This is a genomic window from Pelomonas sp. KK5 (assembly GCF_001984095.1).
In the GTDB taxonomy this organism is placed as follows: domain Bacteria; phylum Pseudomonadota; class Gammaproteobacteria; order Burkholderiales; family Burkholderiaceae_C; genus KK5.
Window position 1 is genome coordinate 1 of record NZ_LYVQ01000191.1, and the last position, 12,762, is coordinate 12,762.

The 12,762-nt window shown below is 70.9% G+C and carries 14 protein-coding genes and 2 pseudogenes; 9 read left to right on the top strand and 7 right to left on the bottom strand.

Annotation, left to right across the window (positions count from 1 at the left end):
- From B0W88_RS33795 to B0W88_RS23690, 3 genes and pseudogenes are all read left to right on the top strand, one after another.
- A pseudogene (locus tag B0W88_RS33795) lies at positions 1-364 on the top strand (tRNA U-34 5-methylaminomethyl-2-thiouridine biosynthesis protein); the annotation flags it as partial.
- A complete protein-coding gene (locus B0W88_RS23685; protein ID WP_077037083.1) occupies positions 357-677 on the top strand; it encodes a hypothetical protein in 321 nt (106 codons plus the stop codon). The pseudogene B0W88_RS33795 and the gene B0W88_RS23685, both read left to right, overlap by 8 nt.
- 199 nt (positions 678-876) lie before the next feature.
- The gene (locus B0W88_RS23690; RefSeq protein ID WP_077037094.1) at positions 877-1,740 is read left to right on the top strand and encodes a 4-hydroxy-tetrahydrodipicolinate synthase; all 864 of its coding nucleotides are present in this window, start codon (positions 877-879) and stop codon (positions 1,738-1,740) included.
- Here the strand turns inward: B0W88_RS23690 and gcvA are convergent.
- The gene (gene gcvA, locus B0W88_RS23695) at positions 1,737-2,657 is read right to left on the bottom strand and encodes a transcriptional regulator GcvA (protein WP_077037084.1); all 921 of its coding nucleotides are present in this window, start codon (positions 2,655-2,657) and stop codon (positions 1,737-1,739) included. The two genes, B0W88_RS23690 and gcvA, sit on opposite strands and share 4 nt — an antisense overlap.
- A 130-nt stretch (positions 2,658-2,787) precedes the next feature.
- On the opposite strand from gcvA, the gene B0W88_RS33800 reads away from it, so the two are divergent.
- From B0W88_RS33800 to B0W88_RS23710, 3 genes are all read left to right on the top strand, one after another.
- A complete protein-coding gene (locus B0W88_RS33800) occupies positions 2,788-3,030 on the top strand; it encodes a DUF2917 domain-containing protein (protein WP_077037085.1) in 243 nt (80 codons plus the stop codon).
- Positions 3,027-3,569, top strand: coding sequence for a GNAT family N-acetyltransferase (locus B0W88_RS23705; protein ID WP_083749016.1), 543 nt, complete (start codon positions 3,027-3,029; stop codon positions 3,567-3,569). Before B0W88_RS33800 ends, B0W88_RS23705 begins: the two co-directional genes overlap by 4 nt.
- Before the next feature lie 129 nt (positions 3,570-3,698).
- Entirely contained in the window at positions 3,699-5,252 is a 1,554-nt protein-coding gene (locus B0W88_RS23710; RefSeq protein ID WP_077037086.1) for a methyl-accepting chemotaxis protein, read from the top strand.
- Here the strand turns inward: B0W88_RS23710 and rpiA are convergent.
- From rpiA to B0W88_RS23730, 4 genes are all read right to left on the bottom strand, one after another.
- On the bottom strand, positions 5,239-5,907 hold the full coding sequence (rpiA, locus tag B0W88_RS23715; protein ID WP_077037087.1) for a ribose-5-phosphate isomerase RpiA: 669 nt from the start codon (positions 5,905-5,907) through the stop codon (positions 5,239-5,241). The two genes, B0W88_RS23710 and rpiA, sit on opposite strands and share 14 nt — an antisense overlap.
- Before the next feature lie 12 nt (positions 5,908-5,919).
- Positions 5,920-7,392 carry a carotenoid oxygenase family protein gene (locus B0W88_RS23720; RefSeq protein ID WP_083749017.1) on the bottom strand — a complete coding sequence of 491 codons (1,473 nt, stop codon included), beginning with the start codon at positions 7,390-7,392 and terminating at the stop codon, positions 5,920-5,922.
- Positions 7,393-7,406: 14 nt separating this feature from the next.
- Positions 7,407-7,823 (bottom strand): DUF2141 domain-containing protein, encoded by a 417-nt coding sequence (locus B0W88_RS23725; protein ID WP_077037088.1) that lies wholly within the window; start codon positions 7,821-7,823, stop codon positions 7,407-7,409.
- A 104-nt stretch (positions 7,824-7,927) separates the two neighbouring features.
- The gene (locus tag B0W88_RS23730) at positions 7,928-9,019 is read right to left on the bottom strand and encodes a 3-deoxy-7-phosphoheptulonate synthase (RefSeq protein ID WP_077037089.1); all 1,092 of its coding nucleotides are present in this window, start codon (positions 9,017-9,019) and stop codon (positions 7,928-7,930) included.
- 108 nt (positions 9,020-9,127) lie between these two features.
- Between B0W88_RS23730 and B0W88_RS23735 the strand changes: the two genes are divergently transcribed.
- The gene (locus B0W88_RS23735; protein ID WP_077037090.1) at positions 9,128-9,703 is read left to right on the top strand and encodes a TetR/AcrR family transcriptional regulator; all 576 of its coding nucleotides are present in this window, start codon (positions 9,128-9,130) and stop codon (positions 9,701-9,703) included.
- A gap of 57 nt (positions 9,704-9,760) precedes the next feature.
- Positions 9,761-10,495 (top strand): 3-oxoacyl-ACP reductase family protein, encoded by a 735-nt coding sequence (locus B0W88_RS23740; RefSeq protein ID WP_198937922.1) that lies wholly within the window; start codon positions 9,761-9,763, stop codon positions 10,493-10,495.
- Between the two features lie 4 nt (positions 10,496-10,499).
- On the opposite strand, the gene B0W88_RS23745 is transcribed toward B0W88_RS23740, so the two are convergent.
- A complete protein-coding gene (locus tag B0W88_RS23745; RefSeq protein WP_077037091.1) occupies positions 10,500-10,904 on the bottom strand; it encodes an SRPBCC family protein in 405 nt (134 codons plus the stop codon).
- Positions 10,905-10,978: 74 nt separating this feature from the next.
- A pseudogene (locus tag B0W88_RS23750) lies at positions 10,979-11,824 on the bottom strand (DMT family transporter); the annotation flags it as partial.
- 81 nt (positions 11,825-11,905) lie between these two features.
- Between B0W88_RS23750 and B0W88_RS23755 the strand changes: the two are divergent.
- Positions 11,906-12,762 (top strand): LysR family transcriptional regulator (locus B0W88_RS23755; RefSeq protein ID WP_077037093.1); only part of this gene is annotated, 857 nt, incomplete at its 3' end.

Below are 12,762 nucleotides of genomic sequence, written 5' to 3' on the forward strand. Positions count from 1 at the left end.
GCTCGACGCCGTCCCCGCCTCGCCGCAGGCCGGCCGCGTCGCCTGGCGCCTGGGCGCGCCCGACAAGCTGCCGCTGGTCGGCGGCCTGCCCGACCCTGGGCGCACCGGCCGCGACGACCGGCATGCGCTGGTCCCGCGCCTGCCGGGCCTCGTCGCCTGCACTGCCCTCGGCTCGCGCGGCATCACCTGGGCCGCGCTGTGCGGCGAGCTGGCGGCCGCCCAGGCACTGGGCGGCCCGCTGCCACTGCCGGCCAGCCTGGTCGACGCCGTCGACCCCGCACGCTTCCTGGTACGCCGCTCACGTCTTGCAACCAATGGGCGCACATCGACGCCGCCGCGCGAAACAGAATGCGCGGATGACTAGCAGCAGTACCAGCCCCAACCTCACCCAGGATCTCGCCGCCGACTCCGACCAGAAGCTGATCGACAAGCAGATGGCCGGCGTCGTCGAGGCCATCATGATCCAGAGCTACAGCCTGGCCAACCGCGGCTTCATTCCCTCGGACGCGCAGATCGCGGCCTATATCGCGAGCCTGGACGAGGCCACGCTGCTGCAGAAGGTGCGCCGCCATCCCGGCGCCGCCTCCACGCGCGCGCTGAGCGCCAGCGATGACGAACTGCTGCGCTGGGCGCGGCTGGTGGGCCAGCGCCAGTACAAGGGCAGCCGCGCGCGCTGAGCTATATTCGCGGCCATGGCCCTGCACGCCTTCTTCTTCACTTCCAAAAAACAGCAGCTCGTCTGACCGGAGCTGCGGTTCCGTCGTCGGATGAGCGATCGACGGAACGAAGGACTGCAACAAGCCCAAGCCCCCGCTCTGCCCTCGCCCATGCGCCGCCGGTTTTTTCCAACCGTACGGTCGCATGGAGAACTTCGCGATGGATAGCAGCAGAGATTTCTCGGGCATCTGGATCCCCCTCGTAACGCCCTTTCTCGACGGTGCCGTCGATCATGCCGGCCTGCGCCGGCTCGTCACCCGCCTGGCCGGCTCGGGCGTTGCCGGGCTCGTGCTCAACGGGAGCACCGGCGAGGCCGCGGCGCTCAGCGAGGCCGAGCAACTGGCCGTGCTGGACACGGCCTGCGGCACGCTGCCGGTGATCGCCGGCATCTCCGGCATCACGCCGCAGGCGGTGGCCGCTCGGCTTGACGCGCTGCGAGGGCGCGACCTGGCCGGCGTGCTGCTGACGCCGCCGTACTACGTGCGCCCCTCGCAGGCCGGCATCGCCGAGCACTTCCGCCGCGCCGCGGACGCGTCGCCCGCCCCGCTGCTGCTCTACGACATCCCGGCCCGCACCGGCGTGCGCATCGAGACGGCGACGATGCTGGGCCTGGCCGCCCATCCGAACATCGCCGCCGTCAAGGACTGCAGCGGCGACCTCGACCACGCGCAGGCCGTGATCAACGACGGCCGGCTGCAAGTGCTGGCCGGCGACGACCATCGCCTCTTCACGACGCTGTGCCAAGGCGGCGTCGGCGCCATCTGCGCCTCGGCCCACCTGCGGCCCGACCTGTTCGTCGCGCTCCACCGCGCCGTCGCCACGAACGACCTGCGCACGGCCGCCGCCCTGTGGCGCAGGCTCTGGCCGCTGACCAAGGCCCTGTTCGCCGAGCCCAATCCGGCCCCGCTGAAGGCGGCGCTGGCGCTGCTGGACGGCCTGGGCCCCGATCTGCGCGCGCCGATGACCGCCGCGTCGCCCGAAGCCTTGGCCAGCGTGCTGGCTGCCGTCGAGGCCTTGCGTTAGCTCGCCTCCTCGATCAGCCACTGCTCGAAGGCCTGCACCGCCGGCCGCAGCCGCGAGGCCGGGTCGACGATCAGCTGGTAGGCGCGCGCCGAGGCCACGTCGCCGTCGAAGGGCGTGACCAGTTGCCCGCTGGCCAGCAGCGCGTCGACCAGCGGCCGGCGGCCCAGTGCCACCCCCTGCGCGGCCAGGGCGGCGGCGATGGCCTCCGAATAGCTGGTGAAGCTCAGCCGCGCCGCCGGCCGCAGGTCGGCCAGGCCCCAGGCGCTGAGCCAGGGTTCCCACTCGGCGGGCATGCCGCCGGCGGCGTCGTCATCCATCGCCAGGTGCAACAAGGTGTGATGGGCCAGGTCGGCCGGCTCGCGCAGCGGCAGCGCCGTCTCGCTCACCAGCCGCGGGCTGCAGACCGGCAGCATCGCCTCGTCGAACAGCTTGCGCGCGCCGCCGAGCGCGCCCAGCTTGGCGTAGCGCACGGCCAGGTCGAAGCCCTGCGCGGCGAGGTTGCGGTTGTCCAGCGTGGCGTCCAGCCGCACGTCGATGCCCGGATGGGCGCGGGTGAAGCCGGTCAGCCGCGGGATCAGCCACAGCGAGGCGAAGCCCGGCGTGGTGGTGAGCGACAGCACCTCGCGCTGGTGCGGGGCGCGGATGTCGCGCATCGCGCCGCGCAGGCTGCCCAGCGCCGTGGTGCAGGCGGCCAGCAGGCGCTGGCCGTCGGGCGTCAGCACCAGCGCGCGGTGGCGCCGCTCGAACAACGCCACGCCCAGTTCCTCCTCCAGCGCGCGCATCTGCCGGCTCATCGCCGACTGGGTGACGAAGCGCTCCTCGGCCGCCTTGGTGAAGCTCAGGTGGCGCGCCGCCGCCTCGAAGGAGACGACCAGCTCCAGCGGCGGCAGGCGGTCGATCGGTTTGCTGCTTGGCATGCGTCCAGGGAATGCGTTAGGTTCCGATTGGTCGTTTGTCGGCCCGGGGCGGGAGGCCTATTGTTCAGCCCAAGCTGAACCCAGCGCAAGCATGCAGGCAGTGCATGCAAATTCCCACAAGGAGCGCCGCATGATCGCCATCGACACCACCGCCCCCGCCAGGCTGCAGTTGCAGCGCGGCCAGACATCGCGCCTGACCGGCGCCGCCCACCTCGCCAGCAGCGCCGGCACGATCTGGGTGACGATCGACCACGACCCGCGCGACTGGGTCCTGGAAGCCGGCGAGACGCTGGACGTGGCCGACGGCGCGGCCGAGCTGATGGTGTCGGCCCTCGGCGGCCCGGCCACGCTGGAACTGAGGCCGCTGCCATGAACGCGCTGCTGGCCGCGCCGCCGCAGATCGCGCGCGAATCCGTGGCCCTGCCCGGCGGCCGCCGCGTGCTGCTGCGCCCGATCACTCCGGCCGACGCGATGGCCGAGCAGGACTTTGTCGGCGCGCTCTCGCTGGAGAGCCGCCACAAGCGCTTCCACACCGGCCTGCACCGCCTGCCGCCTGACCTGCTGGAGCGCTTCACGAACGTGGACCAGCGCGAGCATGTGGCGCTGGTGGCGGAAGCCGACGACGGCCATATCGTGGCCGATGCCCGCTACGTGGTGAACGAGGCCAATCCCGCCGAGGCCGAGTTCGCCATCGCCGTGGCCGACGACTGGCAGAGCCTGGGCCTGGGCCGCGCGCTGATGGCCCGCCTCGCCGCCCACGCCGGCCGCGCCGGGCTCAGCGCGCTCTACGGCGACGTGCTGACCGTCAACCGCCGCATGCTGGTGCTGATGCGGGGCCTTGGCGCCACGCTGCGCCCGAATGGCCAGGGGCCGCATATCGCCCGGGTCGCCTTCGAGCTGGGTCAGGCCTGAGCTGTCAGCTGATTTTCGTCGTTATCCCGTGCGTTCCTGCACGGTGGCGCAAGCGCTTTGAGGGCCCGCCAGGCGGGCATTGCCGCCACAATTTCAGGTTGTGGAGACAACCCGGATAACGACGACAACATGAGCTCGAACACCGCCCGCGTCCGCTCGATCGGACAGCGCCTCACCTTCGTGCTGAGCCTGGTGCTGCTGATCGCCTTCATCGGCTCCGGCCTCGGCTACGTCGCGCTGCAGCGCGTGGCCGCGCAGACCGCCCAGATGAACGAGCAGAAGCTGGTCGCCGAGCGCATCGCCAGCGACTGGTTCCGCAACATCACCAACGGCGTCACCCGCACCAGCGCCATCGCCGTCAGCGCCGATCCGAGCCTGGTGGACTTCTTCAAGGAACAGGCCGCCGAGTCGAGCCGCCAGTCCGGCGAGTTGCAGAAGGCGCTGGAAGCCAAGATGACGACGCCCGAGGAGCGCGAGGCCTTCGAGGCCCTGTCCACCTCGCGCAAGGCCTACCTGAGCACCCGCGACAGCGTCTCCGAGGCCAAGCGCATCGGCGATGCCTTCAAGGCCAAGACCATCTTCGAGAAGGAGTTCCAGCCCGCCGCGGCGACCTTCCAGGCCGGCATCAAGAAGATCAGCGAGATGCAGCGCCGCCAGATGGACGAGGCCACCGCCAGCATCGCGCAGACCAACGCCCAGGCCCGCATGGCGCTGATCGCCTTCGCGCTGTGCGCGCTGGTCGTCGGCGGCGTGCTGCTGGTCTGGCTGACCCGCTCGATCACCCGCCCGCTGGGCGAGGCCGCCCAGGTGGCCGAGGCGATCGCGAACTACGACCTGAGCCGCCCGATCCAGTCCGGCGCCAACGACGAGACCGGCCGCCTGCTGCAGGCCCTGCAGCGCATGCAGGGCTCGCTGCAGGGCCTGATCGGCTCGGTGCGCGGCTCCAGCGACAGCATCAACACCGCCAGCGCCGAGATCGCCACCGGCAACCAGGACCTGTCCGCCCGCACCGAGCAGACCGCCTCCAACCTGCAGGAAGCGGCCGCCTCGATGATGCAGCTCACCAGCACCGTGCGGCAGACCGCCGAGTCGGCCCAGACCGCCAACCAGCTCGCCAGCTCGGCCGCCGAGGTGGCCCAGCGCGGCGGCACGGTGGTGGCCCAGGTGGTCAGCACGATGGAAGACATCAGCGCCAGCTCGCGCAAGATCGGCGACATCATCGGCACGATCGACGGCATCGCCTTCCAGACCAACATCCTGGCCTTGAACGCCGCGGTGGAAGCGGCGCGCGCCGGCGAGCAGGGCCGCGGCTTCGCGGTGGTCGCCTCCGAGGTGCGCTCGCTGGCGCAACGCTCGGCCGCGGCGGCCAAGGAGATCAAGACGCTGATCAGCGCCAGCGCCGAGCGGGTCGATTCCGGCACGCGGCTGGTGCAGGACGCCGGCAGCACGATGGGCGAGATCGTCGCCAGCGTGCAGCGGGTCACCGACATCATCGGCGAGATCACCGCCGCCTCGCGCGAGCAGAGCGACGGCATCAACCAGATCAATGCCGCCGTCAACCAGCTCGACCAGATGACGCAGCAGAATGCCGCGCTGGTCGAGGAATCCGCCGCCGCGGCCGAGAGCCTGCGCGATCAGTCGCAGCAGCTCGCAGGCGCGGTGTCGGTCTTCAGGCTCGGCTGAAGTCCAGCGTCTTCACGCCGCTGCTGGTGCCGAGCAGGCACACGGCAGCCTTGTTGCGGGCGAACACGCCCACCGTGACGACGCCGGGCCACTGGTTGACGTCGCGTTCGAAGGCCTGCGGGTCGGTGATCTGCAGGCCGCGCACGTCGAGGATGTGGCAGCCGTTGTCGGTGACGCAGCCGGCGCGCAGCGTGGCCGCGGCGCCCAGGGCGGCGAAGCGGCGCGCGATCTGCGCGGCGGCCATCGGGATCACCTCCACCGGCAGCGGGAAGGCGCCCAGCACCTTGACCAGCTTCGATTCGTCGGCGATGCAGACGAAGCGCTCGGCCAGGTCGGCCACGATCTTCTCGCGCGTCAGCGCCGCGCCGCCGCCCTTGACCATGTGGCCGGCCTCGTCGATCTCGTCGGCGCCGTCGATGTAGACCTTCAGGCTGTCCACTTCGGCGGCCTCGAGGATCTTGATGCCGAGCGCCTGCATCCGTTCGGTCGAGCGCACCGATGAGGACACGGCGCCGGCGATCTGCACGCCGCTGGCGGCCAGCGCGTCGATGAACTTGTCCACCGTCGAGCCGGTGCCGACGCCGACGATGCTGCCGGGCGTCACGTATTGCAGGGCGGCTTGGCCGACCAGGGTCTTGAGTTCGTCTTGAGTCATCCGCCGATTATCTCAAGCCGCGTAGAAGCGGCCGTGGAAGCCATAAGGCACGGTGTAGGGCAGCCAGATGCGCGCCAGCGGGCCGTCGGCCAGGTGCTGCGCATCGAAGACGCTGGCGAAGCTGCGGCGATGGCGCGTGTCGTAGCCCATGCCGAGCAGCCAGCCCTCGCCTTCCCTGCTGCTGCCCGGCTTCGGCACCAGCACATGCTCTTCGACGACCGTGTCAGCGCCGAAGGCGAAGCGCTCGCGGCGGCCGGTCTCGACGTCGAGCTTCATCAGGCCGTTGAAGCCCCAGCGAGGGCCGAGGTCGATGGCAGTCGGATAGAACACCTGGCCGTAGCGTTGCGCCACCACGCGCGGATCGACCACAGGGAACTCGACCGACTCGTCACGCGCCTCGATCGAGATGCGCCCGCCACCCGCCAGCTCGATGCGCATGAAGCGCGGGGTCGACGGATGCGTCTCGGGCCGCTCGCCGCGCATGATGGCCTGCAAGCGCTCGTTGATCAGCGGCAGCGCCTCGCCCTTCACGAAGTCCAGGCGAATCACATCGCCTTCATCCCAGGCATTGCCGAAATGGAAGACGAAGGTCGCCGGCATCTCCAGGATGCGGCGCCGCGAGAGGTCGCGCTTGTCGACGATCAGCACCCGGGTCGGCGCATCGCCGTGCCACTGCATCGCGTCCACCATGCTGGCCCGGCCTTCGCGCAGCGCCGCCATGTCCAGCGTCAGCGGCGCCAGCAGGAAGACGAGGTAGCGCTGCGAGACGGCGAAGTCGTGGACCATCGCGGTGGGCGGGATCTCGAACACCGCGCTGTTCACGACGGCGCCCGCGGCGGAGATGCGGTAGACCACCATCTGCTTCCCCGAGGTGCCGAAGTTCCAGCTGGTGCCGTCCGGCTCCTGCTTCGGATGGGCGGAGAAAGGCATGCCGGCCAGCTCCGGCGTCCAGGCGCGTGGGCCCAGCGTCTCCAGCGTCGCGGGGTCCAGTTCGTAGGCACTGCCGCCTTCCCACAGCGCATACAGGCGGCCGGCCTGCTGCAGCACGCTGGTGTTGGCGACATTCATCGAATCCGCGTTGCGCAAGGGGACGCGCGGCGGGATCGCGGTGCCGAAGGCCGGCACCAGGAAGCGGCCCTCGCGCGCCTCGGCCTTGAGCTTGGCCGTCTGCACGAAGCGCCCGCGGTGCGAGACCCTGCCCTCCCCGTCGAAGCGCAGCGCCTGCACGAAGCCGTCGCCGTCGAACCAGTGGCGGTAACGCTCGCCGCCGCGCGCCATCAGGCCCGGGCCGTTGCGGAAGTAGCTGCCGCGCAGGCCCGCGGGCAGGCGGCCTTCGATCCGCAGCGGCGCGGCATCGAGGCGTTCATCGCCATGCAGGCAGGCGATCGGCAGCAGTTCAGGCGCGGCCTCGGCGGCGAAGCTTGCATGGGGCAGGCCGAAGGCCAGCGCGGCGGAGAGGAAATCGCGGCGTGTCGTCGTCATCATCGCGGCCTCCCGCTTCAGTTCAGACGGACGGTGATGCGCGTGGCGCCCGGCGCCAGGCGTGCCTGCTCGAAGCTCGGCGGCCCGAAGTTGCCGGCGGCATCGTTCGAGAACCCATAGGGCTCGATGGGCATGCCCATCGCGTTCACGTTCAGCCGGCCATTGCCGTCGCGGTCATGGAACAGGCTGATGGCGGCGCCCTCCGGCACGCCCTGCACGAGCAGCACCAGCCGGCCATCACGCGCCTCGGCAGCGGCGGCTCGCGCCACGGCCACCGGCTTCTTCAGCCAGTCGCCGGCATCGGCATAGGCGGCCAGCAAGACCTGGCCCTCGGTCGATGCGAGGCCCTGCACCTCGACCTCGAGGTCGGCTGCGCCGGCATTCAGGGCCAGCAGGGCGGGAAGAGTCAGCAGCAGGAGCTTGGCGGCGTTCATCGGCGTTCCTTCCGGGTTGGGATGGAACGCACTCTAGGAAGCGCCCTCGCCTGCCGCGACGGCGCTGCGACGAACGGCAGCGAAACGGCGCGAAGCGCCGTGCTTCAGCGCGAACGGCGGGCGCGGACGGCGGCGGCCAGCTCGCGCAGCAGCGGCTCGGTCTGGGCCCAGCCCAGGCAGGCGTCGGTGATGGAGACGCCGGGCAGCAGGTCGCGCTTGGTCTGGCCGGCGGCCAGGTCCTGGCGGCCCGGCTGCAGGTGGCTCTCGATCATCACGCCGGTGATGCGCGCATCGCCGCCGCTCATCTGCGCGGCCACGTCGCGGCCCACGTCGATCTGGCGCTCGTACTTCTTGCTCGAGTTGGCATGCGAGAAGTCGATCATCACCTGCTCGCGCAGGCCCGAGGCCTTCAGGGCCTCGCAGGCGGCCTGCACCGAGGCGGCATCGTAATTGGGCGCCTTGCCGCCGCGCAGGATGATGTGGCAGTCCTCGTTGCCGCGGGTCTCGAAGATCGCGGCCGTGCCCATCTTGGTCATGCCGATGAAGGCGTGGCTGGCGCTGGCGGCCAGCACGGCGTCCGACGCGACCTTGATGCCGCCGTCGGTACCGTTCTTGAAGCCGATCGGGCAGGAGAGGCCCGAGGCGAGCTGGCGGTGGCTCTGGCTCTCGGTCGTGCGGGCGCCGATCGCGCCCCAGGCGATCAGGTCGGAGATGTACTGGGGCGACAGCAGGTCCAGGAACTCGGTGCCGGCGGGCAGGCCCAGCGCGGTCACGTCCAGCAGCAGCTGGCGGGCCAGGCGCAGGCCCTCGTTCATGTGGAAGCTGCCGTCCAGGCGCGGGTCGTTGATATAGCCCTTCCAGCCCACCGTCGTGCGCGGCTTCTCGAAATACACGCGCATCACCACGAGCAGGTCCCCGGCCAGCTCGTCGCGCAGGTCCTTCAGCAGCCGCGCATAGTCCATCGCCTGGTCATGGTCATGGATCGAGCAGGGGCCGACGACGACCAGCAGCCGGTCATCCCGGCCATGCAGCACGTCGCCGATCTCGCGGCGGGCGCGCTCCACGAGTTCCAGCGAGGCCTCCGGCAGCGGCAGTTCGTCCAGCAGCAGCGCCGGCGAGATCAGCGGGCGCACCGCGCTGATGCGGGTGTCGTCGGTGCGGGTGGTGTCACGGGTAGCCGAATCCGGGGAGGTCATGATGCGTGGCGCCGGGAAGGCGGTGGTCGTCGGGGGAAGCCCTCGATTATGGCCGCTGGTTTTCGTAGTTATTGACCGATCATTCCAATTCAAGGATACTCGCCGGCCATGGCCCGACCGAAGCAGTTCGACCCCGACCAGGCGCTGGACGCCGCCATCGACGTGTTCCGCGAGCACGGCTATGCCGGCACGTCCGCCGAGATGCTGGTGGAGGCGATGCAGATCGGCAAGCAGAGCCTCTACAACACCTTCGGCGGCAAGTGGCCGCTGTATTGCGCTGCGTTGGCGCGTTATGCCGCCGCCGAGACCGCCGGCCACCTGGAGGCGCTGAACGGCGCGCCGACGGCGCTGGCCGGGCTGGAGGCGATGATGAAGCGGGTGGTCGCCGAGGCGCGGCTGGCCTGCCTGGGCACGCACTCGGTCAGCGAGTTCGGCGAGGGCCGCGAGGGCAGCGAGGAACTGGGGCGCATCCGCCAGGCGGCCGGCCGCGGGCTGCGCACCGCGCTGGCCGCGCGGCTGCGGCAGGCGCAGCAGGATGGGGAACTGGCGGAGGAACTGGACGTCCAGCATGCGGCCGGCTTCCTGATCGCCAATATCGCCGGCATCCGCCTGGCCGCGCGCGGCGGCGCCGGCGATGCCGAACTGCGCGCACTGGCGCGCTTGAGCCTGCAGGCGCTCAGGTAGGGCGCCTGCGTTTTTTTTTGACTTGTTATGGAACGATTGTTCAATTAAAGGAGAACCATGATGACGACGCATTCGAAGGGAACGGCCCTGGTGTTCGGCGGCTCGCGCGGCATTGGCGCCGCGATCGCCCGCCGGCTGGCGCGCGAGGGCTACGACGTGGCGCTGACCTATGTCTCGCGGCCGGACGACGCGGCCACCGTGGCGGCAGCGATCGAGGCGGCGGGGCGGCGGGCGCTGGCGGTCCGGGCGGACAGCGCGGACGCGGCGGCGCTGCAGGACGCCGTGGCCCAGGTGGTCGGGCAATTCGGCCAGCTGGACCTCGCCGTCATCAATGCCGGCGTGCTCCGCCTGGGGCCGCTGGACACCTTCAGCCTCGCGGACCTGGACCAGACGCTGGCCGTCAACGTGCGCGGCGTGTTCGTGGCGCTGCAGGCCGCGGCGGCGCGGATGAAGGATGGCGGGCGCCTGGTCACCATCGGCAGCAACACCGCCATCCGCACCGGCTCGCCCGGCAGCAGCGCCTACGCCATGAGCAAGGCCGCCGTGGCGGCGCTGGTCAAGGGCACGGCGCTGGACCTGGCGCCGCGCCGCATCACCGTCAACAACGTGCAGCCCGGGCCGACCGAGACCGACATGACCAGCGCGCTGCGCGAGCACGTCGTGCCGCGCGTGCCGCTGGGCCGGCTGGCGGAACCGGAGGAGATTGCCGGCCTGGTCGCCTACCTGGCCAGCGCCGAGGCCGGCTTCGTCACCGGCGCCAGCCTGACGATCGACGGCGGTTTCGTGCTCTGAGGCATCAGCGCTCCGCCAGATCCTTCAGCGCGCTCAGCACCTCGATGAAGTCGCCGGTCACCAGCGGTCCGACCTCGGCCGCCTGCGGGCCTTCGATCAGCGTCTTGTAGACCACCTTGGTGCCGCCCCAGGCGAGCGGGATCAGGCGGTGGTCGACGACGACGCGGGTGTCGTCGATCACCGTCTCGTCGATGAAGCCCTCGTTCTCGACCACGTCGAGCAGCCGGCTGGTGAAGGCCTCCTGGCCCGGCGGCTGCATCACGAAGCGCGTGCCGCTGGCGAAGTCGCCGAGCAGGAGGATGCGTTCGATGCCCGAGTTCCAGCGCTTCCAGCCGGGAACGTCGGAGAAGAGGTGCCAGAGGCGGTCCGGCGCGGCGAGGGTCTCGATGCTGGCTTCGTGGGTCCACATGGTTCGATCCTTCCTGTTGTTGCACTTGTTGGATCACCATTGGAGCGGCCCCCTGCTGACAACGACGTGACAGCAACCGCTGCGGCGCTAACGCCGAAACCGAGCAGCGCCAGCGCCGGCAGCTGTTCGCCCAGCACGACATAGCCCATCGCCGCCGACACGCCGGGGATCAGGTAGAACAGCCGCGCCACCGCGCTGGCCTCGCCGCGCCGGATCAGCAGGAACATCAGCGTGAAGGCGCCGATCGAATTGACCAGCGCCAGCCAGAGCACGGCCAGCAGCGCCTCGGCGCTCCACTGCACCGCCAGGCCCTCGGCATGCACGGCCAGCGGCGTCACCAGCAGCGCCGAGATGCCCATCTGCACCGAGGCGCCGCTGCGCAGGTCCATGCCGGCGCAGAAGCGCTTCTGGTACAGGGTGCCGGCCACCAGGCCGACCAGGCCCAGCAGCGCCAGGCCATAGGCCGCGGCATCACCGCCGCCCTGCAGTGGCCGGGCCGCCACGACCAGGCCCGCGCCCAGCAGCCCGCCCAGCAGGCCCAGCCACTGCCGCCCCGCCAGCCGCTCGCCCAGCCAGCCCCAGGCGCCGAGGCTGGTGGCCAGCGGCATCATGCCGATCAGCAGCGCGGCGATGCCGCTGGGCAGGCCGCGCCGCATCGCCTCGTAGACGCCGACGAACTGCAGCAGCTGCATCAGCAGGCCCACCACGAGCAGGTGGCCCCAGTCGCGCGCCCGGCGCGGCCAGGGCGCACCGCTCGCCAGCGCCGCCGCCAGCAGCACCGCCGCGGCGATGCCGAAGCGCAGGCTCAGCAGCGTCAGCGGCCCGGTGTGCGCCAGCGCGGTCTTGCCCATCACATAGCCGCTGCTCCACAGCAGCACGAACAGCAGCGGCAGGCTCGAGGTGGGAGGTTTGATGTTCATGACGCCACTCTAGAAACTGGCGTATCGGGACACAATCCACTTCCATATCGATTCAGAGTTTCCAATTGGAGAACAAAAGCGATGGGCCGCCTCGAAGACCTCCACGCCTTCGCCCGCGTCGTCGACGCGCGCAGCTTCTCGGCCGCGGCCCGCGTGCTGGGCACGACCAAGTCCGCCATCAGCAAGCAGGTGGTGCGGCTGGAAACGCAGCTGGGCACCAGGCTGCTGCATCGCACGACGCGCAGCGTCAGCCCCACCGCCGAGGGCCGCGGCGTCTACGAACGCGCGCTGCGCCTGCTGGAGGACGCACAGCTGCTCGCCGACGAGGTCGAGGGCGGCCAGGCGCCGCGCGGCGTGCTGCGCCTGTCCACCTCCACCGCCTTCGGCAACCTGCAGTTCACCGCGCTGATGGGCGAGTTCTGCGCGCGTCATCCGCAATTGCAGGTGGTGCTGGGGCTCAATGACCGCTATGTGGACCTGGCCGAAGAGGGTTTCGACGTGGTCCTGCGCCTGACCTCCCGGCCGGCGGAGGGCCTGGTGGCGAGGCGGCTCGCGCCGATCCGCTATGCGGTCTGCGCTTCGCCGGCCTACCTGCGCGCGCACGGTCGGCCGAAGACGGTCGAGGCGCTGGCGGAGCACCGCTGCCTGCTGTTCGGCTACCTGCAGGCGCCCGACCGCTGGCAGTTCCGCCATGCGGCGAAGGGCCAGGAGAAGAGCGAGGAGAGGAGCGTGCCGGTCCGCGGCGCGCTGCGCTTCGAGAGCGGCCTGACCGTCAATAGCAGCGAATCGCTGCGCGTGGCGGCGCTGGCCGGCATGGGCATCGCCGTGCTGCCGACCTACGCCGTCGGCGAGGACCTGCGCGCCGGCCGGCTGAAGGCCCTGTTGCCCGGCTGGCAGCCGCTGGGTGGCAATGCCGAGGCCGACACGCTCTACGCCGT

Coding starts and splice junctions, on each gene's coding strand:
- gcvA (WP_077037084.1), bottom strand. CDS start 2,657: ATGCCAAGCAGCAAACCGATCGACCGCCTGCCGCCGCTGGAGCTGGTC.
- B0W88_RS23690 (WP_077037094.1), top strand. CDS start 877: ATGGATAGCAGCAGAGATTTCTCGGGCATCTGGATCCCCCTCGTAACG.
- B0W88_RS23705 (WP_083749016.1), top strand. CDS start 3,027: ATGAACGCGCTGCTGGCCGCGCCGCCGCAGATCGCGCGCGAATCCGTG.
- B0W88_RS23735 (WP_077037090.1), top strand. CDS start 9,128: ATGGCCCGACCGAAGCAGTTCGACCCCGACCAGGCGCTGGACGCCGCC.
- B0W88_RS23710 (WP_077037086.1), top strand. CDS start 3,699: ATGAGCTCGAACACCGCCCGCGTCCGCTCGATCGGACAGCGCCTCACC.
- B0W88_RS23740 (WP_198937922.1), top strand. CDS start 9,761: ATGATGACGACGCATTCGAAGGGAACGGCCCTGGTGTTCGGCGGCTCG.
- B0W88_RS23725 (WP_077037088.1), bottom strand. CDS start 7,823: ATGAACGCCGCCAAGCTCCTGCTGCTGACTCTTCCCGCCCTGCTGGCC.
- B0W88_RS23730 (WP_077037089.1), bottom strand. CDS start 9,019: ATGACCTCCCCGGATTCGGCTACCCGTGACACCACCCGCACCGACGAC.
- B0W88_RS33800 (WP_077037085.1), top strand. CDS start 2,788: ATGATCGCCATCGACACCACCGCCCCCGCCAGGCTGCAGTTGCAGCGC.
- B0W88_RS23720 (WP_083749017.1), bottom strand. CDS start 7,392: ATGATGACGACGACACGCCGCGATTTCCTCTCCGCCGCGCTGGCCTTC.
- rpiA (WP_077037087.1), bottom strand. CDS start 5,907: ATGACTCAAGACGAACTCAAGACCCTGGTCGGCCAAGCCGCCCTGCAA.
- B0W88_RS23745 (WP_077037091.1), bottom strand. CDS start 10,904: ATGTGGACCCACGAAGCCAGCATCGAGACCCTCGCCGCGCCGGACCGC.
- B0W88_RS23685 (WP_077037083.1), top strand. CDS start 357: ATGACTAGCAGCAGTACCAGCCCCAACCTCACCCAGGATCTCGCCGCC.